The sequence below is a fragment of the Chromobacterium sphagni genome (genome assembly GCF_001855575.1).
In the GTDB taxonomy this organism is placed as follows: domain Bacteria; phylum Pseudomonadota; class Gammaproteobacteria; order Burkholderiales; family Chromobacteriaceae; genus Chromobacterium; species Chromobacterium sphagni.
Map to the genome: position 1 here is coordinate 430420 of NZ_MKCS01000001.1, position 20679 is coordinate 451098.

Below are 20679 nucleotides of genomic sequence, written 5' to 3' on the forward strand. Positions count from 1 at the left end.
TTGCAGCCGGAATGGGAGGCTGCCGGCGAACCGCCGGCGGCCTTTTGTTTTGCGTATGGTTATTGGTGCGATAGATGCAGCGGCTCAATTCGGTAGTGATTGCAGGTTTGGCCTTGTTGGCGGCGGCTTGCGCCGATCCGGGCGCGCAGAGGCCGCAGTCGCGGCTGCTGGATCCCAACAGCTTGGACGCCGGCAGACTGATACAGCAGGCGGCGGCCAAGGCGGCTTGGCCGCAGGCCGACTGGTGGCGCGGGCTGCACGACGAGCAGCTGAACCGGCTGATCGCCGCCGCGCTGGCGGACAATCCCAGCCTGCATGCCGCCGAGGCGCGGCTGCGCCAGGCGCAGGCGATGTCAGGCGTGGCCGAGGCCGTCACCCGGCCACAAGTGGGCGGCGAAGCGTCGTTCACCCGCCAGCGCTATTCCGAACAGGATTTCATCCCGCCGCCGGAAGCCGGCAATTATTCCTGGTACAACCACGCCGCCCTCAACGCCAGCTACGACCTGGACCTGTGGGGCCGGCAGCGCGCCGCGCTGTCCGCATCGCTGGACGAGGCGCAGGTGCTCGCGGCCGAAGCGCAGTTGGCGCGGCTGAATCTCACCGCCGCGGTGGTGCGCAGCTATGTGCAGCTGGCTTTGCAATACGCCGAGAAAGACCTGCTGCAGGACAATCTGACGCAGCGCGAGCGCAGCTGGCAGCTGGCGAAAAAGCGCAAGGCGGCCGGTCTCGCCACCGAGGCCGAGGTGCTGCTGCTGGAGGCGCGGCTGCCGGCCGCGCGTAACCAGATCGAGCAGGTGGATGAAGCCATCACTCTGCTGCGCAACCAGCTGGCCGCGCTGTGCGGCCAGGGGCCGGCGGCGGGGGAGGGCCTGCTGCGGCCGACGCTGCGGCTGGACGAGGCGGCGCCGCGCCTGCCCAGCGCGCTGCCGGCCGAGCTGGTGGGCCGCCGGCCCGATGTCTCCGCCCAGCGCTGGAAGGTGGAGGCCGAAGCCAGGAAGATAGACGCGGCCAAGGCGGCCTTCTATCCCAATATCAATCTGTTGGCCTTCGCCGGCTTCCAGTCGATAGGCTTCGACAACTTCCCGTCCGCCGCCACCGCGGTGCGCGGCATCGGCCCGGCGGTCAGCCTGCCGATCTTCGAGGGCGGCCGGCTGCGCAGCGCGCTTTCCGCGCAGACCGCGGCCTATGACGCTGCGGTGGACAGCTACAACGCCAGCGTGGTGCGCGCGCTGAACGAGGTGGCCGGCGCCATCGCCAAGGTGGAGTCGCAGGCCGGGCAGCAAAAACAGACCGAACAGGCGCTGGCTTCGGCGCAGAAGGCGTTCAAGCTGGCGTTGCAAGGCTACCGCGCCGGCCTGTCCGACCAGGATAACGTGATCGCCGCGCGCTTGGCTTGGCTTGCCGCCCAGCAGCAACTGGTGCGGATACGCAGCGAGCGGCTGGACAGTTTCGCCGCGCTGATGAGCGCGCTGGGCGGCGGCGCGGCGGTGCACCAGCCTGCTGAGGAACAGCCGCAATGAGCGGCGGCCTGCTGGCGGCCGGCCGGCGCGTCGGCCGCGACTGGCTGGCCACCGAGGGCGAGAACTGGAGCTTCGTCGCCAAGACGCTGCTGGCGGCCTTCGCCTCGCTGTGGATCGCTTTCCGCCTGGGTTTCGATTCGCCCAGCTCGGCGATGACCACGGTGTTCATCGTCACCTTCCCGCGCAGCGGCGCGGTGCTGGAGAAGAGCGCCTACCGGATTCTGGGCACGCTGGTGGGCAGCGCGGCGGCGCTGGGCTTCGTCGGCCTGTTCGACGGCCAGGCGGCGCTGCTGCTGATCAGCCTGGCGCTGTGGGTGGGCGTGTGCACCGGCGGCGCCACCCTGTACCGCGACTCGCGCTCCTACGCCTTCGTGTTGTCCGGCTACACCGCCTGCATCATCGCGCTACCGGCGCTGAACCATCCGATGGCGGTGTTCAATCTGGCGGTGACGCGGGTGTCGGAGATCTCGCTGGGCATCCTGTGCTGCGCCATCGTCAACGACTTCATCTTTCCGCGCCACCAGGGCGATCTGGTGGTGAGCACCGTGCGCGGCCGCTACCACGGCTTCGCGCTGCTGTGCCAGCAGGCGCTGGCGCAAAGACTGGACGCGGCCACGCTGGAGGCCACCCAGCTGCGCTTCGCCTCCGACATCGCCGCGCTGGAGGCCGGCCGCGCCGCGGCCTTCTTCGAGGCCGGCAATGTGCGCGCCCGCAGCGATCAGCTGCACGCCTTCAACGCCACTTTCATGGCGGCGCTGACCACCTTCCATACCCTGCACCGGCAGATGGAGCGGCTGCGCCGCGACGCCGCCTCGCCGCTGCCGGAGCTGTTCTATCCGCTGTTCCTGCAGGCCTCCGCCGCCTTGAGCAACGAGGACGGCCCGGCCCGTACCGCGTTGGAGGCCGGGCCGACGCTGGCGCGGCTGGACGCGTTGCGTCCGGTGTTGCGTCGGGAACTGGGCGACGCGCGCGCGAGCCTGCTGGCGCAGCCGCACGACGAGGGCCTGCGCATAGAGTTCGATACCGCCAGCGAGCTGCTGACCCGCTTCGTCGAGGAGATGCATACCTTTACCGCGGTCTATCACGGCTTCCGGCAGCGCAATCCGCTGCAGGTGGACGCGCTGGCCTATTCGCCGCGCACGCCCGGCGCCATAGCGCTGGCCAGCGGCGCGCGCGCGGCGCTGACCCTGCTGACGCTGTCCATCGCCTGGTACTGGCTGGCCTGGCCCAGCGCGCTGGGCGCGGTGCTGCTGGCCACTATCTTCTGCGGCCTGGCGTCGTCGTCGCCGCGGCCGCTGCTGATGGTGAAGCAAATCCTGATCGGCTTCGCGCTGGCCACGCCGCTGGCCTATGTTTCCACCTTCCATATGCTGAACCAGGCCGACAGCTTCCCGCAACTGGCACTGGCGCTGACGCCCTTCCTGGTGCTGGGCTGTTATCTGAAATGCCTGCCCAAGGCCGCAGGCATGGGCACCGGCATCACGCTGCTGATGGCGCAGGCGGTGAATCCGGAAAACATGATGAATTACGACGTGGTGGCCTTCTTCAACGACGGCATCGCCCGCCTGCTGGGCCTGGCGCTGGCCGGGGTGTTCTTCGTGCTGGTGTTGCCCGAGCACACCATGGGCTCGCGCCGCCATATCGCCGCCGCCTTGTGGCGCGAGGCGCTGAACGCCTGCCGCGCCGCGCTGCCGCACCTGAAGCAGCGTTACGGCAACCGCGTGCGCGACCTGCTCAACCAGTTGAACGCCGCGCCGGGATCGGCCGACGATCCGGCGCGCCAGGCCACCATCAGCCAGGCGATCACCCTGCTGGAATTGGGGCTGGCCATCATAGACTTGCGCACGCTGGCCGGCGACGCCGCGCAGAAGCCGGTTCGGCGCGCGCTGGACGACAGCGTCGCGGCGCTGGCCGCCTATTTCGCCGCACCGCAGGCATCGCGGCGACAGCAGGCGATGATGGCGCTGCTGGCGGCCGGGCCGCCGATACGCGCGGAGCTGGAGATCGCGCTGCCGGAGGCCGCGCAGAGCCTGAACCGGGCGCTGGCCACGCTGCACCTGATCCATACCTCGCTGCTGGACGCTATGCCGCAGCCCGATGCCGGCGAGCCGGCGGGAGACGCCCATGCCACATGAAATCGCCGTGTTCGGCATCCTGATGCCGACCTTGCTGCCGCTGTTCGTGCTCAGCATGCTGTTGCAGATCGGCCTGGACTGGGCGCTGGGGCGGCTGGGGGTGTACGAAAAGGTATGGCACCCGGCACTGTTCCGCTGGTGCCTATTGATCGTGATCTTCAGCGGCCTGTCGCTGCCGCTTTACCGTTGACAACGCATACTGGATTCCTCGCAATGGTCGCAAAATCGATTACCCGTTACCTGATCACCCTATTGCTGCTTGCCGCCGCCGTCTGGGCCGGCAAGGCGCTGTGGGACCACTACATGCTGTCGCCGTGGACCCGCGACGGCCGGGTGAAGGCCGACGTCGTCACCATCGCCGCCGACGTGTCCGGCATCGTCACCCAGGTGGCGGTGAAGGACAACCAGCCGGTGCGCCGCGGCGACGCGCTGTTCGTCATCGACTCCAGCCGCTACCAGGCGGCGCTGGCCCAGGCCGAGGCGACGCTGGCCGGCCACAAGGCCGACAAGAACCGCCGTGGTAAGGAGGCATCGCGCCGCGCCAGCCTGGACAGCGCCATCGTCTCCACCGAAAGCCGCGAGAGCGCCGACTTCGCCGCCGCTGCCGCCGCGTCGCAGTACCAGGCCGCCGTCGCCGCTCGCGATCTGGCCGCGCTCAACCTGCAGCGCACGGTGGTGCGCGCGCCGACTGACGGCTATGTCACCAACCTCAATGTGCATGTCGGCGATTTCGCCGCCACCGGCGCCCCGAGGCTGGCGCTGATAGACAGCGGCTCTTTCTACGTGGATGGCTATTTCGAGGAAACCAAGCTGCCGATGCTGAAAGTGGGGGCCAAGGCCGAAGTCACGCTGCTGAGCAGCGGCCAGCGCTTGCGCGGCCATATCGCCAGCATCGCCCGCGGCATCACCGACCGCGACGCCGGCACCGGCCGCGAATTGCTGGCCGACGTCAACCCCACCTTCAACTGGGTGCGGCTGGCGCAGCGGGTCCCGGTGCGCATCCAGCTGGACGAGCAGCCCAAAGGCCAGCCGCTGATCGCAGGCCAGACCTGCACGGTGGTGGTCAGCGGAAAATAGTCTATTTGCATTGCCAATGCGCTTGCGATTGGCCGTCTTTTATCCTTTATGGATTTTCTGCGCCTGCCGGTGATGGTAGGCTTGGCGATTTGCGGCGCTCCGCTGGCATGGGGCGCCTGACGGGATAAAGAGCAGAGAGGCAGGCGGCAAGATGAAGGAGATTGCAAAACTATTGTTCGGCGGGCTGGCGCTGGCCTTGTGCGCCACCGCGCAGGCGGCGGCCGATCCGATCCTGATAGTCAAAGGGAAGATCGGCGTATTCAACAATGCCAGCCGTACCGAGTACCGCTTCGATGAAGGCAGCCTATTGCGGCTGCCGCAGCGCACCATCAGCACCAAGACTACCTGGACTGCCAAATCCGCTTTTTCCGGCCCGGCCATCAGCGATATTCTGCGCGTGGTTGCGGCTGGAGGCTCGCAGATAGATGTGGTGACTTACGACGAGTACAAGGTGACGCTGCCCTTGAGCGATCTGGAGCGGTACCACCCTATCATGGCCAGGTTCATCAACGGCAAGCCGCTGCAGCGGCGCGATTTCGGCCCCTTGTGGGTGATGTACCCGGTCAGCGATTTCGCTGAACTGCAGAAGGTGAAGTCGGACGCCAAGCTGGCTTGGCAGGTCAAGTACATCGTGGTGCGCTGATGAGGATTCTCCCCGTGCACCAGGGGCGGCAGTGGCTGGTCTTTTTCTTCCTGGCCGTTTTGTTGCCGATGCTGTGTTTCTTCTATGTGCAGAGCACGCTGTTCTCCAAGCAGGCGCTGGAGCAGGCGGCGGGGCCGGGAGAGGGGTATTACTGGGCGGCGTCGCAGTACCGCTATGCGGTGCAGCGGCTGTATGGCGAAGCCAATGCCTACGCTCTGCGGATCGAGTCCTTCGACGATTTGCAGATCGCCTACGATGTGCTGGAATCGAAATATCTGGTCTTGAACCGCTCGGTCTCGCCGCAGCTGCGAAAAAATGCCGGGTATGCGGCGCTGCTGGAGCAAATCGCCGGTTTCATGCAGCGCGGCAAAACCTTGTTCCCGGCGATACGCCATGACGCGCATGCGATGACGGCGTTGCAGCAAGAGCTGAATGCCATGTCGCCGGTGATTGCGGAACTGGTGATGGCGGCCCATCTGGAGGAGGTCAGGCTGCGGGATTTGTCGATAGAGCAGACCCTGAGACTGCGCAATTTCGCCTTGGTCAGCCTGATCGTCTGGGTGGTGCTGGTGGTGTTTCTGGCGCGGGAGCTGCTGAAGGCGATACGGCGGCAGGAAATCATAGAATTGCAGCAGGGGGTGATCGCAGCGGCCAGGCAGGCGCAGGAGGAGGCGGTGCAAACCGCGCTAGCGCGCTCCACCATGCTGTCCACCGTCAGCCATGAGATATTGACGCCGCTGCACACGATACAGGGCGGCGTGGAGCTGCTGGCCGACATGGCGGCGGAGCCGCGAACGCTAAGGACGATAGCCAATGTCAGGACCGCGGCGGATTATCTGTCCAAATTGATGCAGGATCTGTTGGATATGGGGAGGCTGGACGCCGGCCGCATGATCCTGCGGCCGACGACCTTCGATGCGAGCCAGTTGATCGCGAGCGTGGTGGGTGAGTTTCAGCAGGCGGCCATGGCCAAGGGCGTCGCTTTGGCATTTGTGGCGGAGGAGGAGATGGCGCAAGCCGTCCATGCCGACATGACGCGGGTCCGGCAGGTGGCCAGCAATCTGATTTCCAACGCCCTGCGCTACACCGATAGCGGGGAAGTCCGCGTGGAGCTGGGGCTGGAGCCGACGTCCTCCCGGCCTTGCCTGGTGTTGACGGTCTGCGATACCGGCATCGGCATCCCTGAAAGCGAACAAGCGGCCTTGTTCGACGCGTTTATCCAGGCGAAGGGCTCCAATCGCGGCGGCGCGGGAATGGGGTTGGCGATTGTGAAGAAAATCGCGGCGTTGATGCAGGGGGAGGTTCGCTTGGCCGGCAGCGAGGTGGGCAAAGGCTCGGTGTTTGTCGTCCGGCTGCCGGTGGAGCTGGTTTGAGCCTGGCTTAGGCCTGCTCCCTTAAATCCTTTTTCAGCTGCGCGATGATGGGTTTGAACAGGCCGGTTTTCTGGAAATAGCGGACGCCGTGGCGATCGATGGCGCGTTCGATTTCCAGTTCGCTGGCTTCTCCGGTCATCAACATGATGGGGGTGCCGGTGGCGTGGCTTTGCCTGATTTCCTCCATCAGCGCTTCGGTGGTCTCGCCGCGTCCCATCGACCAGTCCAGAACGAAGGCATCGTAGCGCACCTGTCGCAATGCTTGGCTCAAGTCGGCGGTGCGGGTGAAGGTGTCCGCTATGTAGCCGGCGTGCTCAAGAAAGCCCTGCATCACTTCCGCAGTCTCGGCCCTGTCGTCCAGCACTGCAACCCGGTATGCGCTTATCGATGCATCGAGGAGCAGGTGGGCGTATACGCGGTGCAGAGCGGCGCCGACGGGCGCCTCGTCGAGCGCGCCTATCCACCAGTTATTGTTCTCGTCGCGCCATCCGACAATTCGTGCGTTTAATGCACGATCATTGCGAGATATCCATGCGATCAGCGCACTTCCACTGTCATTCGGCCCCGGCATCCTGGCGGCGACGGCGATGGCTTCCTGCTCGGGGAGCCGGTCGCAGAGCAAGGTGGCATGGACGCCCAGGCCCTGAAAGGACGGTCCCGGCAGATGATGGGCGCAATGTTCGTCTTTCAAGCCCAGTAGGTAGTCGCTCGAACAGCCCATCGTTTTGGCGACCTTGGCCACTTCTTCGATATTAAAGGCTATTCCGCCTTTCAGTTTGCGGTTCGCGCTGGAGAGATCGATATCGAGCAGGGTGCGGAGCCATACCGTGCGTTCGCGCTCGGCGATGCCGCGAGATTCCAGCAGTTGAACAAGCCGGGCTAGGAAGTACGACTTGAAGTCGTCGATCATATCGGCGCTTTCATCTGCATTGACGGGGGCGAAAATGCTATCAGCAATTGGCAGGACTGACAAACCCGCGTATTTTTTCTAGCGATGGTTAATTGCGTAATTCGCACACTTTTATTATTAAGAGTGCGATAAATGCAAATTTTATGGCATTGGGAAATCGAGTGCTGGTAAGGTGTCGCTGTTGCGCGGCGTGGTTGGCTGGTTTTTATAGTCGGGGCCGATCCGTTGCCGATGCTGCAATTCGCCGTAGTGGCTTGTTTGGATATTGGAAGGGTGAGTTGCGCTAAATAAACTTGTTAAAAATGTCTAAATAAAAATAGTTTTGTGAGTGATTTGATCGGCTATGACCTGTTTTTAAATGCCGATTGAAAAATGCGTGAGTATAGATAGAGGGCAGGCGTCGTAAATGGTTTCGCTGCGGTTGCCATGAATTTGATGGGCGGCGGCAGATTTTCCGCGGCGCTTGCCCTGGTCGGCATCAATTTAGGAGTCGAGGTGTAAACAATGGCATCAACACATCTGGTTCAGAGAATAGAAGACGACGACTTTGCCCTGGATACGATTAATGGCAGGCGCGTCATCGTGACTTGCCCATCGATCCTGGGCGGCAAGGGCTCGGATTGGGAGGGGGCGATGATTTTTGGCCGGGAGTATCTGGTCGATTTGCTCGCGCTCGGCCTGGCGCATCGGGTGTTGAATTTTGCCGATGTGAAGATGGCGATGCTGAAGGCCGGGGAGCATATCGCGGCGCAGAAGGTTTGATGGTGCCCGGCCCGCCTGCCTTGCGCGGCGGTTCGGACGGTTTGCATGCGGTGGGCGTCTGGAGCCTGTAGCGATTGACGGGCGCGCTGCGGCAATATTGCTATGTATATATAGCTATGAGATAGTAGCAATATGAAAACACCAGAGCTGATGCCCACTGTCGAGGCCACCCGGTTGCGTATGCAGCTGATGGCCATGGTGCGCCGGCTGCGCCGACAGGCCAGCCAGGACGTGCTGCCATTCGGTCTGCTGACCGTGCTGGGCGCGATAGACCGCGCCGGCGACGATATCACCCCTACCGAACTGGCGCGGCAGGAGAGCATGCGCTCGTCCAATCTGGCCAGCGCCTTGCGCGAGCTGGAGGCCGGCGGGCTGATCTTGCGCCAGTCCGATCCGGAAGACGGCCGCCGCGTGCGGGTGCGTCTGTCCACGGTCGGAGCGGCGGCATTGCGGCGCAACCGCCAGTTGCGCGACGGTTGGCTGCAGGCGCAACTGGCCGGATTGGCTGAGGACGACAGGACGCTGTTGTTGCGCGCGGGCGAGCTGCTGGAGCGGCTGGCCGCCGCCGAATGATGGCCGCGGCGGCATCCCGCCGCCGCGGATGGAGTGTTCTTGAAAGGATGAGCGCATGAAAACCGCATTGCTGACGCTGGACTACATCATCGACATCATGCATCCGCAGGGCAAGACCGCGCGTTGCGCCGGCCACGCGACCGAGCGCGGCGTGATCGCCGTGGCCAACCAGGCCATCGCGCTGGCGCGCCGGCAGCAATGGCCGGTCATCCACGTCAAGGTGGGTTTCTCGCCTAATTATGCCGAAATGCCGCAGGGATCGCCGATTTTCAGCCGCGCCCGCGAACTGCAGGCGCTGAACTTGGAAGATGCGGGCACGGCGTTTCATCCCGATCTGGATGTGCGACCGCAAGACGCCATTGTCGTCAAGCACCGCATCAGCCCGTTCTACGCCACCGGCCTGGAGGCGGTGCTGCGCGCGCAGCGCATCGAGCGGCTGGTGGTGGCCGGCGTCAGCAGCACCTGGGCGGTGCAGGCGGCGGCGCGCGACGCGCACGACCGCGACTACCGGGTGCTGGTGCTGGAGCCGGCTTGCGCGGCGGCCAATGAGGAAGAGCACCAGATGTCTATGAAGCAGCTGGCGGCCATCGCCGGCATCTTGGATCTGGAGCAGTTGGAAGCGCTGTGATGGCAAGCTGGAGCCGGCAATTGGCGGCGCGCTGCGACGGCTATCTGGCCGCGCGGGTGGCGGCGCTGATCCTGCCGGCCCTGCTGTTGGGGCTGGCCAGCGGCGACGAGCGTTGGCTGAAGGCCGGCATGATGGCGGTGTGCTGCCTGATCGCCGCCGAGCGGTCGCTGCTGGGGTGGCGCGCCGCCGCCGGCCAGGCGTTGTCGGCGGCGGCGGGTTATCTGCTGCTGGCTACGCTCTGGCGCTGGCCTTGGGCGTTCGCGCTGGCATGCGCCGCCATGGCCGAACTGGGCTGCCGGCTGGGCGCGCGTCAGGCGCGCTGGCGCTCGGCGGCCAATTTCACTTTTATCGCCGCCCTCTACCTGGGCTGCGAGGCGGCTGCGGCGCCAGGGATGGACCCGCTGGCGGCGTTGCCTTATCTCGCGCTGGGCGGCGCCGCGGCCGTGCTGTTGCGCGGCATCGGCGGCCGGCCCGGTCCGCTGCCCGGTTCCGCTTCGGCGCCGGGCGTCTCGCCGACCCTGGGTCTTGCGGCCTTGTGCGTGGGGCCGCTGGCCTGGCTGGCGGCGCATTACCGGCTGCCGCACAGCCAGTGGCTGGTGTGGTCGGCGGCCAGCGTCTGCGTCGGCGGCCTGGCCGCCATCCGCGCCAAATGCTGGCAACGCGCCAGCGGCGCGATGTTGGGGGTGCCCTGCGGGGTGCTGCTGGGAGCGCTGCTGCCCGCTTCGGCAGCCTCGCTGATGCTGCTGGGGGCCGGCGCGCTGCTGAGCCTGGCGTTGTTCCGCGATTACCGGCCGGCCTTCGCCGCCCGCAGCGCGCTTGCCGCCGCGCAATTGACGCTGATCGGCGGCGCGGCCGCGTTACGCTTGCTGGACGTGGGCCTGGCCGGCGCGCTGGTGTGCCTGATGCTGGCGCTGGGTCAGTGGCTGGCCGGCCGGACTTAGGCCGGTAGCAGCGGTTGCTGCGCCTCCAGCCGCCGCGTCATCATTTCCTCCGCCAGCGGCGTGCCTAGCAGATAGCCCTGCATAGCCTCGCAGCCCAGTTTTTCCAGGAAGTGCTGCTGGGTCTCGTTTTCCACGCCTTCCGCCAGTGTCTCCATGCCCAGCGCGCCGGCCAGATGGATGATGGCGCTGACGATGGCGGCGTTCTCCTCGTCGCCGGGCAGGTCGGTGATGAAGGATCGGTCTATCTTCACCGTGTCCGGCGCGAAGCGCTTCAGATAGGCCAGGCTGGAATAGCCGGTGCCGAAATCGTCCACCGACAGCCTGACGCCCATCGCCTTGATCACCGCCAGCTGGCGCGAGGCCAGGTCGGCGTCGGTCATCAGCGTGCTCTCGGTCACCTCCAGTTCCAGGCAGTGGCCGGGCAGGCGGTTCTTTTGCAGCGCGTCGCAAACGTCGTCGATGAAGTCGTGGCGCATCAGCTGGTGGGCGGAAACGTTGACCGCCACCCGGATCGGTCCCAGGCCGTCGCTTAGCCACTGGCTGGCCTGGCGGCAGGCCTCGTTCAGCACCCAGCGTCCCAGCGGCACGATCAGGCCGGTGTCTTCCGCCACCGGGATGAAGCGGGCCGGCATGATCAGGCCCTCGTCCGGGTCGCGCCAGCGCAGCAGCGCCTCGCAGCCCAGCAGGCGGTTGCCGGCCATGTCATATTGTGGCTGATACACCAGATACAGCTGCTGCTGCTCCATCGCCCTGCGGAGGCGGTTTTCCATCAGCAGCCGCTCCGCCACCTGGGTGTTCATCTCGCGGGCGTAGAAGCGGAAGGTGTTGCGGCCGTGCGCCTTGGCGTGGTACATCGCCAGATCGGCGTTCATCAGCAGGTTCTGGATGTCGCTGCCATCGTCCGGCATCAGGCTGATGCCTATGCTGCAGCTGACCACCAGCGAGTGCTCGCCGATCTGGAACGGCTGCTGCATGGTGCGCAGGATGCGCTCCGCGATCTGCGCCGCCTCGCTGGGCTGGTTGATCGCCGGCAGGATCAGCACGAATTCGTCGCCGCCAGTGCGGCCGACCGTGTCCAGGCCGCGCACCGACGAGGCCAGCCGCCGCGCCACTTCTTTCAGCAACTCGTCGCCGGCGTTGTGGCCCAGGGTGTCGTTGATGTTCTTGAAGTGGTCGAGGTCGACGAACAGCACCGCCAGCTGGTTGTGCTGCAGCTCGGCCTGGCGTATCGCCTGGTGCAGGCGGTCGTTGACCAGTACTCGGTTGGGCAGGTCGGTCAGCGCGTCGTATTCGGCCATGTGCTGCACCCGCGCCTCCTGCTCCTTGCGTTCGGAGATGTCGGTGAACAGCGCGACGAAGTGGCTGATCGCGCTCTGGGCGTCCTGCAGCACGCTGATGTTGACCCAGCAGGGGAAGTGCTCGCCGTTTTTGCGCTGGTTCCAGATCTCGCCGGCCCACTGGCCGCGCTGGCGCAACGTCTGCCACAACTGCTGGAAGAAGGCCGGATCGTGGCGGCCGGAGAACAGCAGCGAAGGCTTGCGGCCCAGCACCTCGTCCTCGCTGTAGCCGGTGATGTGGCAGAAGGCGCGGTTGACAGTGAGGATGCGGTTGTCCGGGTCGGAAATCAGGATGGCCTCGTTGCTGGATTCGAACACCTGGGCGGCCAGCCTGAGCTGGCGCTCGGTCTGGCGGCGGCCGCTGATGTCGCGCGCGGTGGCGCACAGATAGCTGTCGCCCTCGTATCGCAACTGGTTGACGGTGATTTCCAGGTACCGCTCGGCGTCGCCTTCGCCGTGGCGGGTTTCGAAGGTCAGCGGGAAGGCGCCGGGTGGGTGGCGGAACAGCTGCTCCACCAGCTGCGGCTGCCGGCGCAGCGCCAGGTTGCAGTACACCACCTCGCCGCGGCTGCTTTGCAGCGCCACCAGGTCGGTGGCGTTGTCGATCATGAAATGGCTGAGCCGCAGTTCGCGCGCCTGCTCCTTCAGCGACAGGTGGCTCTGCGCCAGGTCGTGCTGGTAGCGCCGCACCAGCGCGCCCACCCAGCGCACGAAATACCAGCAGAACAATCCGGCGCACAGCATCGCCACCAGGGTCATGCCCAAGGTGGTGACGATGCGTTCGGCCAGGCGGCTTTTCAGCCGCTGGGCGGCGCGCAGGCCGTCGTCCTGTATCGTCTGCACCTTGAGGCTGGTGACCAGGGTCCAATCCCAGCCCGGCAGCTGCCGGGTGTAGGCGAGATAGGATTCGGCCGCGACGCCGGCCTCGTCCTGGCGGCTGTACTCCAGGAAGCCGCCGCGCTTGCCTAGCTGGATCAGCTGCTGCGCGCGGTTGCTTTCGGCCGCTGGCAACGCCCGGTAGGACTTGCCCACCAGCGACGGCCGGGTGGGGTAGAGCCGGATGATGCCCTGGCTGTCGATGATCATCAGCTCGCCGCCGTCCTGGCCGAAACGCATCCTGGCAAGCGTGTCCAGGCCCTGCTGCTGCAGCGCGGCCTCGACATTGCTGATGTATTCGCCGCTGCCCAGCAGCCAGTTGTAGGGCAGGAAGCGGCGGGCGTAGGTGATCTTGTCGTCCATGCGGCGGCTGCCGGGGAGGTACCAGCGGTAGGCGGAGAAGCCGCGCCCTTCCGGTTTGGCCACCGAGTCGATCAGGCTCTTCATGATGTAGCGGCCGCGGTCGTCGCGGCTGTCCAGCAGCGAGCGGCCCTCGCGCTCCGGCGCGGTGGGCAGCAGCACGCAGCGGCCGTCCAGGGTGTCGATGAAGAAATAGCCGCGGCCGTCGAAATAGCGCAGCGGCCGCAGCGCCTCGACGATCAGCTGGCGGACGCGCGCCGGGTTCTGCCGCGCGTGTTCGCGGCGCCAGATGGCGTCGGCCAGGCTCCAGGCCTGGTCCACTTGTTCCTGCAGCTGGTGTTTGACGGTGTCGTTGGTGCGCTCGCGCAAGGCCGACAGCAATAGCGCGGCGTGGTCGGTGTAGGCCTGCAGGTTGTCGCGCGCGCGCGCGGCGGCTTCCTGTTCGATATTCTGTCGCCCGGACTGGAAGTCGTGCCAGCTCATCATCAAGAAATAGCTGGTCAGGGTGAGGGCCAGCGCAAACACGATGGCCAGGGTGCCGAACAGTTGCAAGCGCGATAGCCTGGCTTGGTTCAACTCCATCACGGTCTCGGGACTTCAAAGGGATGATCAGTATACGGGATTATCCTGAATGTCATGAAAGATTGTCGGGCGGCGCGGACGGTTTTCCGTTAGAATCGCGACCGGAAGTCAGTCAGACAGTCGCCGCGCCCGCAAGGGCGGGGAGGAAAGTCCGGGCTCCATAGAGCAGGATGCCGGTTAACGACCGGGCGCCGCGAGGCGACGGAAAGTGGAACAGAGAGCTGAACCGCCGATGGCCGGACTTGTCGTCCGCAAGGACGACAAAGTCTTTTCCAGCAGGGCTTGCCCCGCTGGAATATCCGCAAGGGAGGCACAGGCAAGGGTGAAAAGGTGTACCGGGCTGGTCAAAGCCAGCCGGGACAGGCGGGGCGACCCGCTTGCGGTAAGAGCGCACCGCGGACGTGGCGACACGGACGGCAGGCTAAACCCCATCCGGAGCAAGACCAAATAGGGGGGCGCTAACGCGGCTCGCGTTGTCCCCGGGTAGGTTGCTTGAACCTGTCGGCAACGGCAGGTCTAGAGGAATGACTGTCCAACGACAGAACCCGGCTTATCGACTGACTTCCACCCCATCCTGAATGGCCGATTACCCCCGGCTATCGATCCTGCCTAAAAAATAAGCAAATACTTTTCCCGCTTCAGGGGAAACGCTATACAATACCGACCCTTCCCGGCCATTACCCATATCGAACTTGTCATGCAGATAGGACCGTACCAACTGAAAAACCGGCTGATCGTGGCGCCGATGGCCGGGGTGACGGACAGGCCGTTCCGCATGTTGTGCAAGTCTTTGGGCGCGGGCATGGCGGTGTCGGAGATGATCACCTCCAACAAGGCCTTGTGGACCACCAAGAAGACGTTGCGCCGCGCCGACCACAGCGGCGAGGTGGAACCGATCTCGGTGCAGATCGCCGGTTCCGATCCGGCGCAGATGGCGGAGGCGGCGCGCATCAATGTGGAGCAGGGCGCGCAGATCATCGACATCAATATGGGTTGTCCCGCCAAGAAAGTGTGCAATGTGGCGGCCGGTTCGGCCTTGCTGCGCGACGAGGCGCTGGTGGCGCGCATCCTGGACGCGGTGGTGAAGGCGGTGGACGTGCCGGTGACGCTGAAGACCCGCACCGGCTGGAGCCCCGAGCACCGCAACGCGCTGCGGGTGGCGAAGATGGCGGAAGACTGCGGCATCGCCGCGCTGGCGCTGCATGGCCGCACCCGCGAGGACATGTACCGCGGAGACGCCGAGTACGACACCATCCGCGCGGTGAAGCAGGCGATCCGCATTCCGCTGATCGCCAACGGCGACATCGATACGCCGGCCAAGGCGCGCCGCGTGCTGGACTACACCGGCGCCGACGCCATCATGATAGGGCGCGCCGCGCAGGGCCGGCCGTGGATTTTCCGCGAGATCCAGCATTATTTGGACACCGGTGCCGAATTGCCGGCGCCGGAAGTGGGCGAAATCCGCCAGTTGCTGCTGGGCCATTTGGACGAGTTGTACCAGTTTTACGGCGAATACTCGGGCTGCCGCATCGCCCGCAAGCACATCGCCTGGTACACCAAGGGCCTGTCCGGCAGCAACGAGTTCCGCCAGCAGATGTACCGGCTGGAAAGCACCGAAACGCAGCGCCAGGCTGTGAACGAGTATTTTGGGCGGTTGGCCGATGTGTCCGATCGTCTAATCTACGTAGTCGAAGATGAGAACAGGATGGACCACGACCGGCAAGCCGGCGTGGAGGGAGAGGCCTGCGACCATGCCAGCTGATACCGCGGCGTTGGCGAACCGGCTTCCTGGGGACTCCGAAATCTGGGCACCAATAATAAACATGCAAAACAACGAACATATCGCGCAGTCGGTACGGATTGCGATGGAGCAGTACTTTCGCGATCTTGACGGCGAGGCGCCGTCGGCGATCTACGACATGGTATTGGCCTGTGTCGAGAAGCCGCTGTTGGAGGTGGTGCTGATACACACCCAGGGCAACCAGACGCGGGCGGCGGAGTTGCTGGGCTTGAACCGCAACACGCTGCGCAAGAAGATGAAGTCGTATGATTTGATTTGAAGATAAACCGGCCAGACTGCTGACACAGGATGGCCGGTTTTTTTGTGTGTATCCTGTTAACGCGGTAGAGAATCATGACCAAAATCGAACGTGCGCTGATCAGCGTGTCCGACAAGAGCGGTGTGCTGGAATTTGCCCGTGAGCTGGCCAGCCTGGGCGTGCATATCCTGTCCACCGGCGGCACCGCCAAGCTGCTTCTGGACGCCGGCCTGCCGGTGACTGAAGTGTCCGACTACACCGGCTTTCCGGAAATGCTGGACGGCCGGGTGAAGACGCTGCATCCCAAGGTGCACGGCGGCATCCTGGGCCGCCGCGATCTGCCCGAGCACGTGGCCACCATGGCCGAGCACGATATCGGCAACATCGACCTGGTGTGCGTCAACCTCTACCCGTTCGAGGCCACCATCGCCAATCCGGACTGCGCGCTGGAAGACGCGATCGAGAACATCGACATCGGCGGCCCGACCATGGTGCGCTCCGCCGCCAAAAACTGGGCGCATGTCGCCATCGTCACCGACAGCGCCGACTACGCCGCGCTGACGGCCGAACTGAAAGCCAACGCCGGCCAACTGTCCAAAGCCACCCGCTTCGAGCTGGCCAAGAAGGCCTTCACCCATACCGCCGCCTACGACGGCGCCATCTCCAACTACCTGACCAGCCTGGCCGACGGCGTGGTGGCGGGCAAGCCGGAGCGGGTGGCCTTCCCCAACCGCCTCAACGCCCAGTTCATCAAGATGCAGGACATGCGCTACGGCGAAAACCCGCACCAGGCCGCAGCCTTCTACCGCGACCTGGACCCTGCCGCCGGCAGCATCGCTCATTACAAGCAACTGCAGGGCAAGGAGCTGTCCTACAACAATATCGCCGACGCCGATGCCGCCTGGGAGGCGGTGAAGACCTTCGACGACACCGCCTGCGTCATCGTCAAGCACGCCAACCCTTGCGGCGTGGCCGTCGCCGCCGACACGCTTTCCGCCTATAAGCTGGCTTTCGCCACCGACACCACCAGCGCCTTCGGCGGCATCATCGCCTTCAACCGCCTGGTGGACGCCGCCACGGTGGAGGCCGTCACCGGCCAGTTCCTGGAAGTGCTGATCGCGCCGGCCTTCACCGACGAGGCCAAGTCCATCATCGCCGCCAAGAAGAACGTGCGCGTGCTGGAAATCCCGCTGCAAACCGGCGCCAATCGCTTCGAGCTGAAGCGCGTAGGCGGCGGCGTGCTGGTGCAGACGCCGGACATCCGCAACGTGACGCCGGAAGAGCTGCGGGTGGCCAGCAAGCGCCAGCCGACCCCGCAGGAACTGTCCGACCTGCTGTTCGCCTGGCGCGTGGCCAAGTACGTCAAGTCCAACGCGATCGTGTTCTGCAAAGGCGGCCAGACCGCCGGCATCGGCGCCGGCCAGATGAGCCGCGTCGACTCCACCCGCATCGCCGCGCGCAAGGCGCAGGACGCCGGGCTGAGCCTGGCCGGCGCGGTGGCGGCGTCGGACGCCTTCTTCCCGTTCCGCGACGGCATCGACGTCATCGCCGAACAAGGCATCAAGGCCATCATCCAGCCGGGCGGCTCGATGCGCGACGAAGAGGTGTTCGCCGCCGCCGACGAGCACGGCATCGCGCTGGTGTTGACCGGCGTGCGCCATTTCCGCCACTGAGCATCGCCGCAGGCCGCCGTGGCCATGACGGAAACGGCGGCAATGAAACAGACTTGGCGTTATGCTATTCAGGTAGTCGCCGAGTGACGACGGCGACGGCCGGCCAGAGAGCCGCCGTCGTCCGCCCAAAATAGGATCTCACCCATGAAAGTTCTCGTGATCGGTTCCGGCGGCCGCGAACACGCGCTGGCCTGGCGCATCGCCAAGTCCAGGCGCGTGTCCAAGGTGTTTGTCGCGCCGGGCAACGCCGGAACCGCGCTGGACCCCAATTTGACCAATGTCGACCTCAACGGCGTCGACGCCTGGTTGGCCTTCGCCAAGCAGGAAAAAGTGGATCTCACCGTGGTGGGGCCGGAAGCGCCGCTGGCCGCCGGTGTGGTGGACGCCTTCCGCAGCGAGGGGCTGAAGATCTTCGGCCCCAGCCAGTATTGCGCGCAGCTGGAAAGCTCCAAGGATTTCGCCAAAGCCTTCATGCAGCGCCACGGCATTCCCACCGCCGCCTACCAGACCTTCCGCAGCGCCACCGAGGCGCATGCCTATGTGAACGAGCGCGGCGCGCCCATCGTGATCAAGGCCGACGGCCTGGCCGCCGGCAAGGGCGTGGTGGTGGCGATGACGCTGGACGAGGCGCATGCCGCCATCGACGACATGCTGTTGGGCAACAAGATGGGCGATGCTGGCAGCCGGGTGGTGATAGAGGATTTCCTGCAGGGCGAGGAGGCCAGCTTCATCGTGATGGTGGACGGCGAGCACGTGTTGCCGATGGCCACCAGCCAGGACCACAAACGCCTGCTGGACAACGACATGGGGCCGAACACCGGCGGCATGGGCGCCTACAGCCCGGCGCCGGTGGTGACACCGGCGGTGCACAACCGGGTGATGCGCGAAATCATCAACCCCACTGTGCTGGGGATGAAGAAGGACGGCCATCCGTACACCGGCTTCTTGTACGCCGGCCTGATGATAGACGCCGACGGCAAGCCGCATACCATCGAGTTCAACTGCCGCTTCGGCGATCCGGAAACTCAGCCCATCATGGCGCGGTTGAAAACCGACTTCACCATGCTGCTGGAGGCCGGCATCAACGGCAAACTGGACAAGGTGGAAGCAGAGTGGGACCGCCGGGTGGCGTTGGGGGTGGTGCTGGCCGCCGCCGGCTACCCGGACGCGCCGCGCAAGGGCGACGCCATCCACGGCATTCCGCATGAAAGCGACGACGGCGTGGTGTTCCATGCCGGCACCGCGCTGGACGGCGAGCGCCAGCTGCGCAGCCACGGCGGCCGCGTGCTGTGCGCGGTGGGTCTGGGCGACAGTGTCAAGATGGCGCAGGGCAAGGCCTATGCGTTGGCGGATGCGATAGACTTCGCCGGCAAGCAGTACCGCCGCGACATTGGCGCAAGGGCGATAGGCCGCAAGGTCTGAGCGCTGCGTCGCCAGCAGAACAGCGCCGCCGGGCGCTGTTTTTTTGCGGGCCGGCGGCTCTTTATCATATTTTGATGCGCCGGCCAGGGATTTAGATGAAGGCTTGATACCTGGAGACATACATTAACAGCATGCCCATCCGGCATTTCGAAAGGGGTGTCGCCATGTATGTTCCCGACAATGAAGCCAGCCTGCCGGCAGAACCGGAGCCCGGAAGTCGCAGCCGGCTGATGCATTTTCTGACGCACGAACGCCGCTGCTGGTGCCGTCTGGCGTACTGGTTGAAGCAGTTCAACGCCGAGGCCGGGCCGCCGCCGCGCTGTTACGCCTGGCGCGCCGCGCCGGAAGATGTGCCTGAAGATCACGAGGATTTGCTGTTGCATTGAGGTATCGGTCCGTCGCCGGAGTCGACCGATATCCCGCTAGTCGATTCCGGCGTCTCTCATCGCCATTTCCCCGCCTGTGTTTTTCCCCGGTTGCCGGTACAATGGCGGCTTCCTGTTTTTGTCTGGCCTGATCAATCATGAAGTCCGGTAGTCCGTTGCCGCGCCTGCCCGGCAGACGCCTGCAGCAGCGAGCACGCGCTCAGTTGCGCGATGGCGGCGTGATCGCCTATTCCACCGAATCCTGCTACGGCCTGGGTTGCCATCCGCTGGACGTCCGCGCGATACGCCAGGTGCTGGCGATCAAGGCGCGGCCCAATCACAAGGGCCTGATTGTCATTGCCGCCGACTTCGCGCAGATCCGCCATCTGGTGAAACCGCTGAATGCCGCAGAGCGCGCGGAACTGGAGCGCCATTGGCCGGGTCCATATACCTTTTTGCTGCCGGCGTCGCGGCGGGTGCCGCCCGCGCTGCGCGGCCGGCACGACAAGATCGCGGTGCGGGTGAGCGCCCACGGCGAGGCGGCGGCGTTGTGCCGCAGCCTGGGGACGGCGCTGGTGTCGACCTCGGCCAACCGCGCCGGGCAGAAGTCGCTGAAGACGGCGCAGGCCTGCCGCAAGGCGTTCGGGCGCAAGGTGCTGACCTTGCCCGGCCGCATCGGCAAACGGCGCAAGCCGTCCACCATCATCGATCTGGAAAGCGGCCGCGTGTTACGCTAGGCCATATGTGAATTGAGGAAAACGCTGTGCAACAGATTTCATTTATTAGCCTGATCCTGAACGCCAGCCTGATGGTGCAACTGGTGATGGCGGGGCTGGCGCTGACCTCCCTGCTGTCGTGGGCGCTGATTTTCAACAAGATCTCGGTGCTGCGCGCGGCCAAGCGCCACAGCGAGGAATTCGAGCGCAATTTCTGGAGCGGGGCGGATCTGAACCGCCTGTACGAGGATGTCTGCCGCCGCAGCGACACGGTGGGCATGGAGCGCATCTTCCAGTCGGGCTTCGCCGAATTTCTCAAGCAGCGCGGCCGCAGCGGCGCCGAGCTGTCTGACATCATGGACGGTTCGCGCCGGGCGATGCGCGCGGCGGCGCAGCGCGAGCTGGATACGCTGGACAGCCACACCTCCTTCCTGGCGACGGTGGGCTCGGTCAGTCCGTATGTCGGCCTGTTCGGCACGGTGTGGGGCATCATGCATGCCTTCATTGGCCTGGGCAACGCCGGCCAGGCCACGCTGAGCACGGTGGCGCCGGGTATCGCCGAGGCGCTGGTGGCCACCGCCATCGGCCTGTTCGCCGCCATTCCGGCGGTGGTGGCCTACAACCGCTTCGCCACCGACGTCGACCGCCTGGCCACCCGCTTCGACACCTATATGGAAGAGTTTTCCAACATCCTGCAGCGGCTGGCCACGCGATAGGGCTTGCCGCCGCCGCTTGCATACGGCATGG

19 protein-coding genes and 1 other RNA gene are annotated in these 20679 nt (G+C 65.3%); 18 read left to right on the forward strand and 2 right to left on the reverse strand.

Annotated elements, in window-relative coordinates; translation table 11 throughout:
- Nucleotides 1-74: 74 nt before the first annotated feature.
- From BI347_RS02090 to BI347_RS02115, 6 genes are all read left to right on the forward strand, one after another.
- On the forward strand, nucleotides 75-1520 hold the full coding sequence (locus BI347_RS02090) for an efflux transporter outer membrane subunit (protein ID WP_071115200.1): 1446 nt from the start codon (nucleotides 75-77) through the stop codon (nucleotides 1518-1520).
- Nucleotides 1517-3655, forward strand: coding sequence for an FUSC family protein (locus tag BI347_RS02095; protein ID WP_071115201.1), 2139 nt, complete (start codon nucleotides 1517-1519; stop codon nucleotides 3653-3655). The genes BI347_RS02090 and BI347_RS02095 overlap by 4 nt, the downstream gene beginning before the upstream one ends.
- Nucleotides 3645-3845, forward strand: a complete 201-nt coding sequence (locus BI347_RS02100; RefSeq protein ID WP_071111450.1) for a DUF1656 domain-containing protein — start codon at nucleotides 3645-3647, stop codon at nucleotides 3843-3845. The genes BI347_RS02095 and BI347_RS02100 overlap by 11 nt, the downstream gene beginning before the upstream one ends.
- Before the next feature lie 23 nt (nucleotides 3846-3868).
- Nucleotides 3869-4732 (forward strand): efflux RND transporter periplasmic adaptor subunit, encoded by an 864-nt coding sequence (locus BI347_RS02105; RefSeq protein WP_071111449.1) that lies wholly within the window; start codon nucleotides 3869-3871, stop codon nucleotides 4730-4732.
- Nucleotides 4733-4883: 151 nt separating this feature from the next.
- Complete coding sequence (locus BI347_RS02110) at nucleotides 4884-5375, forward strand: putative pterin-binding protein (RefSeq protein ID WP_071111448.1); 492 nt, start codon at nucleotides 4884-4886, stop codon at nucleotides 5373-5375.
- Nucleotides 5375-6748, forward strand: a complete 1374-nt coding sequence (locus BI347_RS02115; protein ID WP_083338641.1) for a sensor histidine kinase — start codon at nucleotides 5375-5377, stop codon at nucleotides 6746-6748. The genes BI347_RS02110 and BI347_RS02115 overlap by 1 nt, the downstream gene beginning before the upstream one ends.
- A gap of 7 nt (nucleotides 6749-6755) precedes the next feature.
- Here BI347_RS02115 and BI347_RS02120 read toward each other — a convergent pair whose 3' ends face one another.
- The gene (locus BI347_RS02120; protein WP_071115202.1) at nucleotides 6756-7658 is read right to left on the reverse strand and encodes a helix-turn-helix domain-containing protein; all 903 of its coding nucleotides are present in this window, start codon (nucleotides 7656-7658) and stop codon (nucleotides 6756-6758) included.
- Between the two features lie 504 nt (nucleotides 7659-8162).
- Between BI347_RS02120 and BI347_RS02125 the strand changes: the two genes are divergently transcribed.
- The 4 genes from BI347_RS02125 to BI347_RS02140 all read left to right on the forward strand — a co-directional run bounded on the left by BI347_RS02125 (nucleotide 8163) and on the right by BI347_RS02140 (nucleotide 10562).
- Complete coding sequence (locus tag BI347_RS02125) at nucleotides 8163-8420, forward strand: hypothetical protein (protein ID WP_071111445.1); 258 nt, start codon at nucleotides 8163-8165, stop codon at nucleotides 8418-8420.
- Nucleotides 8421-8552: 132 nt separating this feature from the next.
- Nucleotides 8553-8993 carry a MarR family winged helix-turn-helix transcriptional regulator gene (locus BI347_RS02130; RefSeq protein WP_071111444.1) on the forward strand — a complete coding sequence of 147 codons (441 nt, stop codon included), beginning with the start codon at nucleotides 8553-8555 and terminating at the stop codon, nucleotides 8991-8993.
- Between the two features lie 55 nt (nucleotides 8994-9048).
- Nucleotides 9049-9621: a cysteine hydrolase family protein gene (locus BI347_RS02135; protein WP_071111443.1), complete on the forward strand. Its 573-nt coding sequence runs from the start codon at nucleotides 9049-9051 to the stop codon at nucleotides 9619-9621.
- Nucleotides 9621-10562 carry an FUSC family protein gene (locus BI347_RS02140; protein WP_071111442.1) on the forward strand — a complete coding sequence of 314 codons (942 nt, stop codon included), beginning with the start codon at nucleotides 9621-9623 and terminating at the stop codon, nucleotides 10560-10562. The genes BI347_RS02135 and BI347_RS02140 overlap by 1 nt, the downstream gene beginning before the upstream one ends.
- Here the strand turns inward: BI347_RS02140 and BI347_RS02145 are convergent.
- Entirely contained in the window at nucleotides 10559-13717 is a 3159-nt protein-coding gene (locus BI347_RS02145; RefSeq protein WP_071111441.1) for a bifunctional diguanylate cyclase/phosphodiesterase, read from the reverse strand. The two genes, BI347_RS02140 and BI347_RS02145, sit on opposite strands and share 4 nt — an antisense overlap.
- 104 nt (nucleotides 13718-13821) lie before the next feature.
- Here BI347_RS02145 and rnpB point away from each other — a divergent pair.
- The 8 genes from rnpB to tolQ all read left to right on the forward strand — a co-directional run bounded on the left by rnpB (nucleotide 13822) and on the right by tolQ (nucleotide 20648).
- An RNA gene (gene rnpB, locus BI347_RS02150) (RNase P RNA component class A) lies at nucleotides 13822-14286 on the forward strand.
- Nucleotides 14287-14414: 128 nt separating this feature from the next.
- The gene (gene dusB, locus BI347_RS02155) at nucleotides 14415-15479 is read left to right on the forward strand and encodes a tRNA dihydrouridine synthase DusB (protein ID WP_071111440.1); all 1065 of its coding nucleotides are present in this window, start codon (nucleotides 14415-14417) and stop codon (nucleotides 15477-15479) included.
- Nucleotides 15480-15540: 61 nt separating this feature from the next.
- A complete protein-coding gene (locus BI347_RS02160) occupies nucleotides 15541-15777 on the forward strand; it encodes a helix-turn-helix domain-containing protein (protein ID WP_043578218.1) in 237 nt (78 codons plus the stop codon).
- 74 nt (nucleotides 15778-15851) lie between these two features.
- Entirely contained in the window at nucleotides 15852-17429 is a 1578-nt protein-coding gene (gene purH / locus BI347_RS02165) for a bifunctional phosphoribosylaminoimidazolecarboxamide formyltransferase/IMP cyclohydrolase (RefSeq protein ID WP_071115203.1), read from the forward strand.
- 144 nt (nucleotides 17430-17573) lie between these two features.
- Complete coding sequence (gene purD / locus BI347_RS02170; protein WP_071115204.1) at nucleotides 17574-18851, forward strand: phosphoribosylamine--glycine ligase; 1278 nt, start codon at nucleotides 17574-17576, stop codon at nucleotides 18849-18851.
- A 131-nt stretch (nucleotides 18852-18982) separates the two neighbouring features.
- Nucleotides 18983-19237, forward strand: a complete 255-nt coding sequence (locus tag BI347_RS02175) for a hypothetical protein (protein ID WP_071111437.1) — start codon at nucleotides 18983-18985, stop codon at nucleotides 19235-19237.
- A gap of 137 nt (nucleotides 19238-19374) precedes the next feature.
- Nucleotides 19375-19953 carry an L-threonylcarbamoyladenylate synthase type 1 TsaC gene (tsaC, locus tag BI347_RS02180; RefSeq protein WP_193431041.1) on the forward strand — a complete coding sequence of 193 codons (579 nt, stop codon included), beginning with the start codon at nucleotides 19375-19377 and terminating at the stop codon, nucleotides 19951-19953.
- A gap of 26 nt (nucleotides 19954-19979) precedes the next feature.
- Nucleotides 19980-20648 carry a protein TolQ gene (tolQ, locus tag BI347_RS02185; RefSeq protein ID WP_083338642.1) on the forward strand — a complete coding sequence of 223 codons (669 nt, stop codon included), beginning with the start codon at nucleotides 19980-19982 and terminating at the stop codon, nucleotides 20646-20648.
- The last annotated feature ends 31 nt before the right edge of the window (nucleotides 20649-20679 follow it).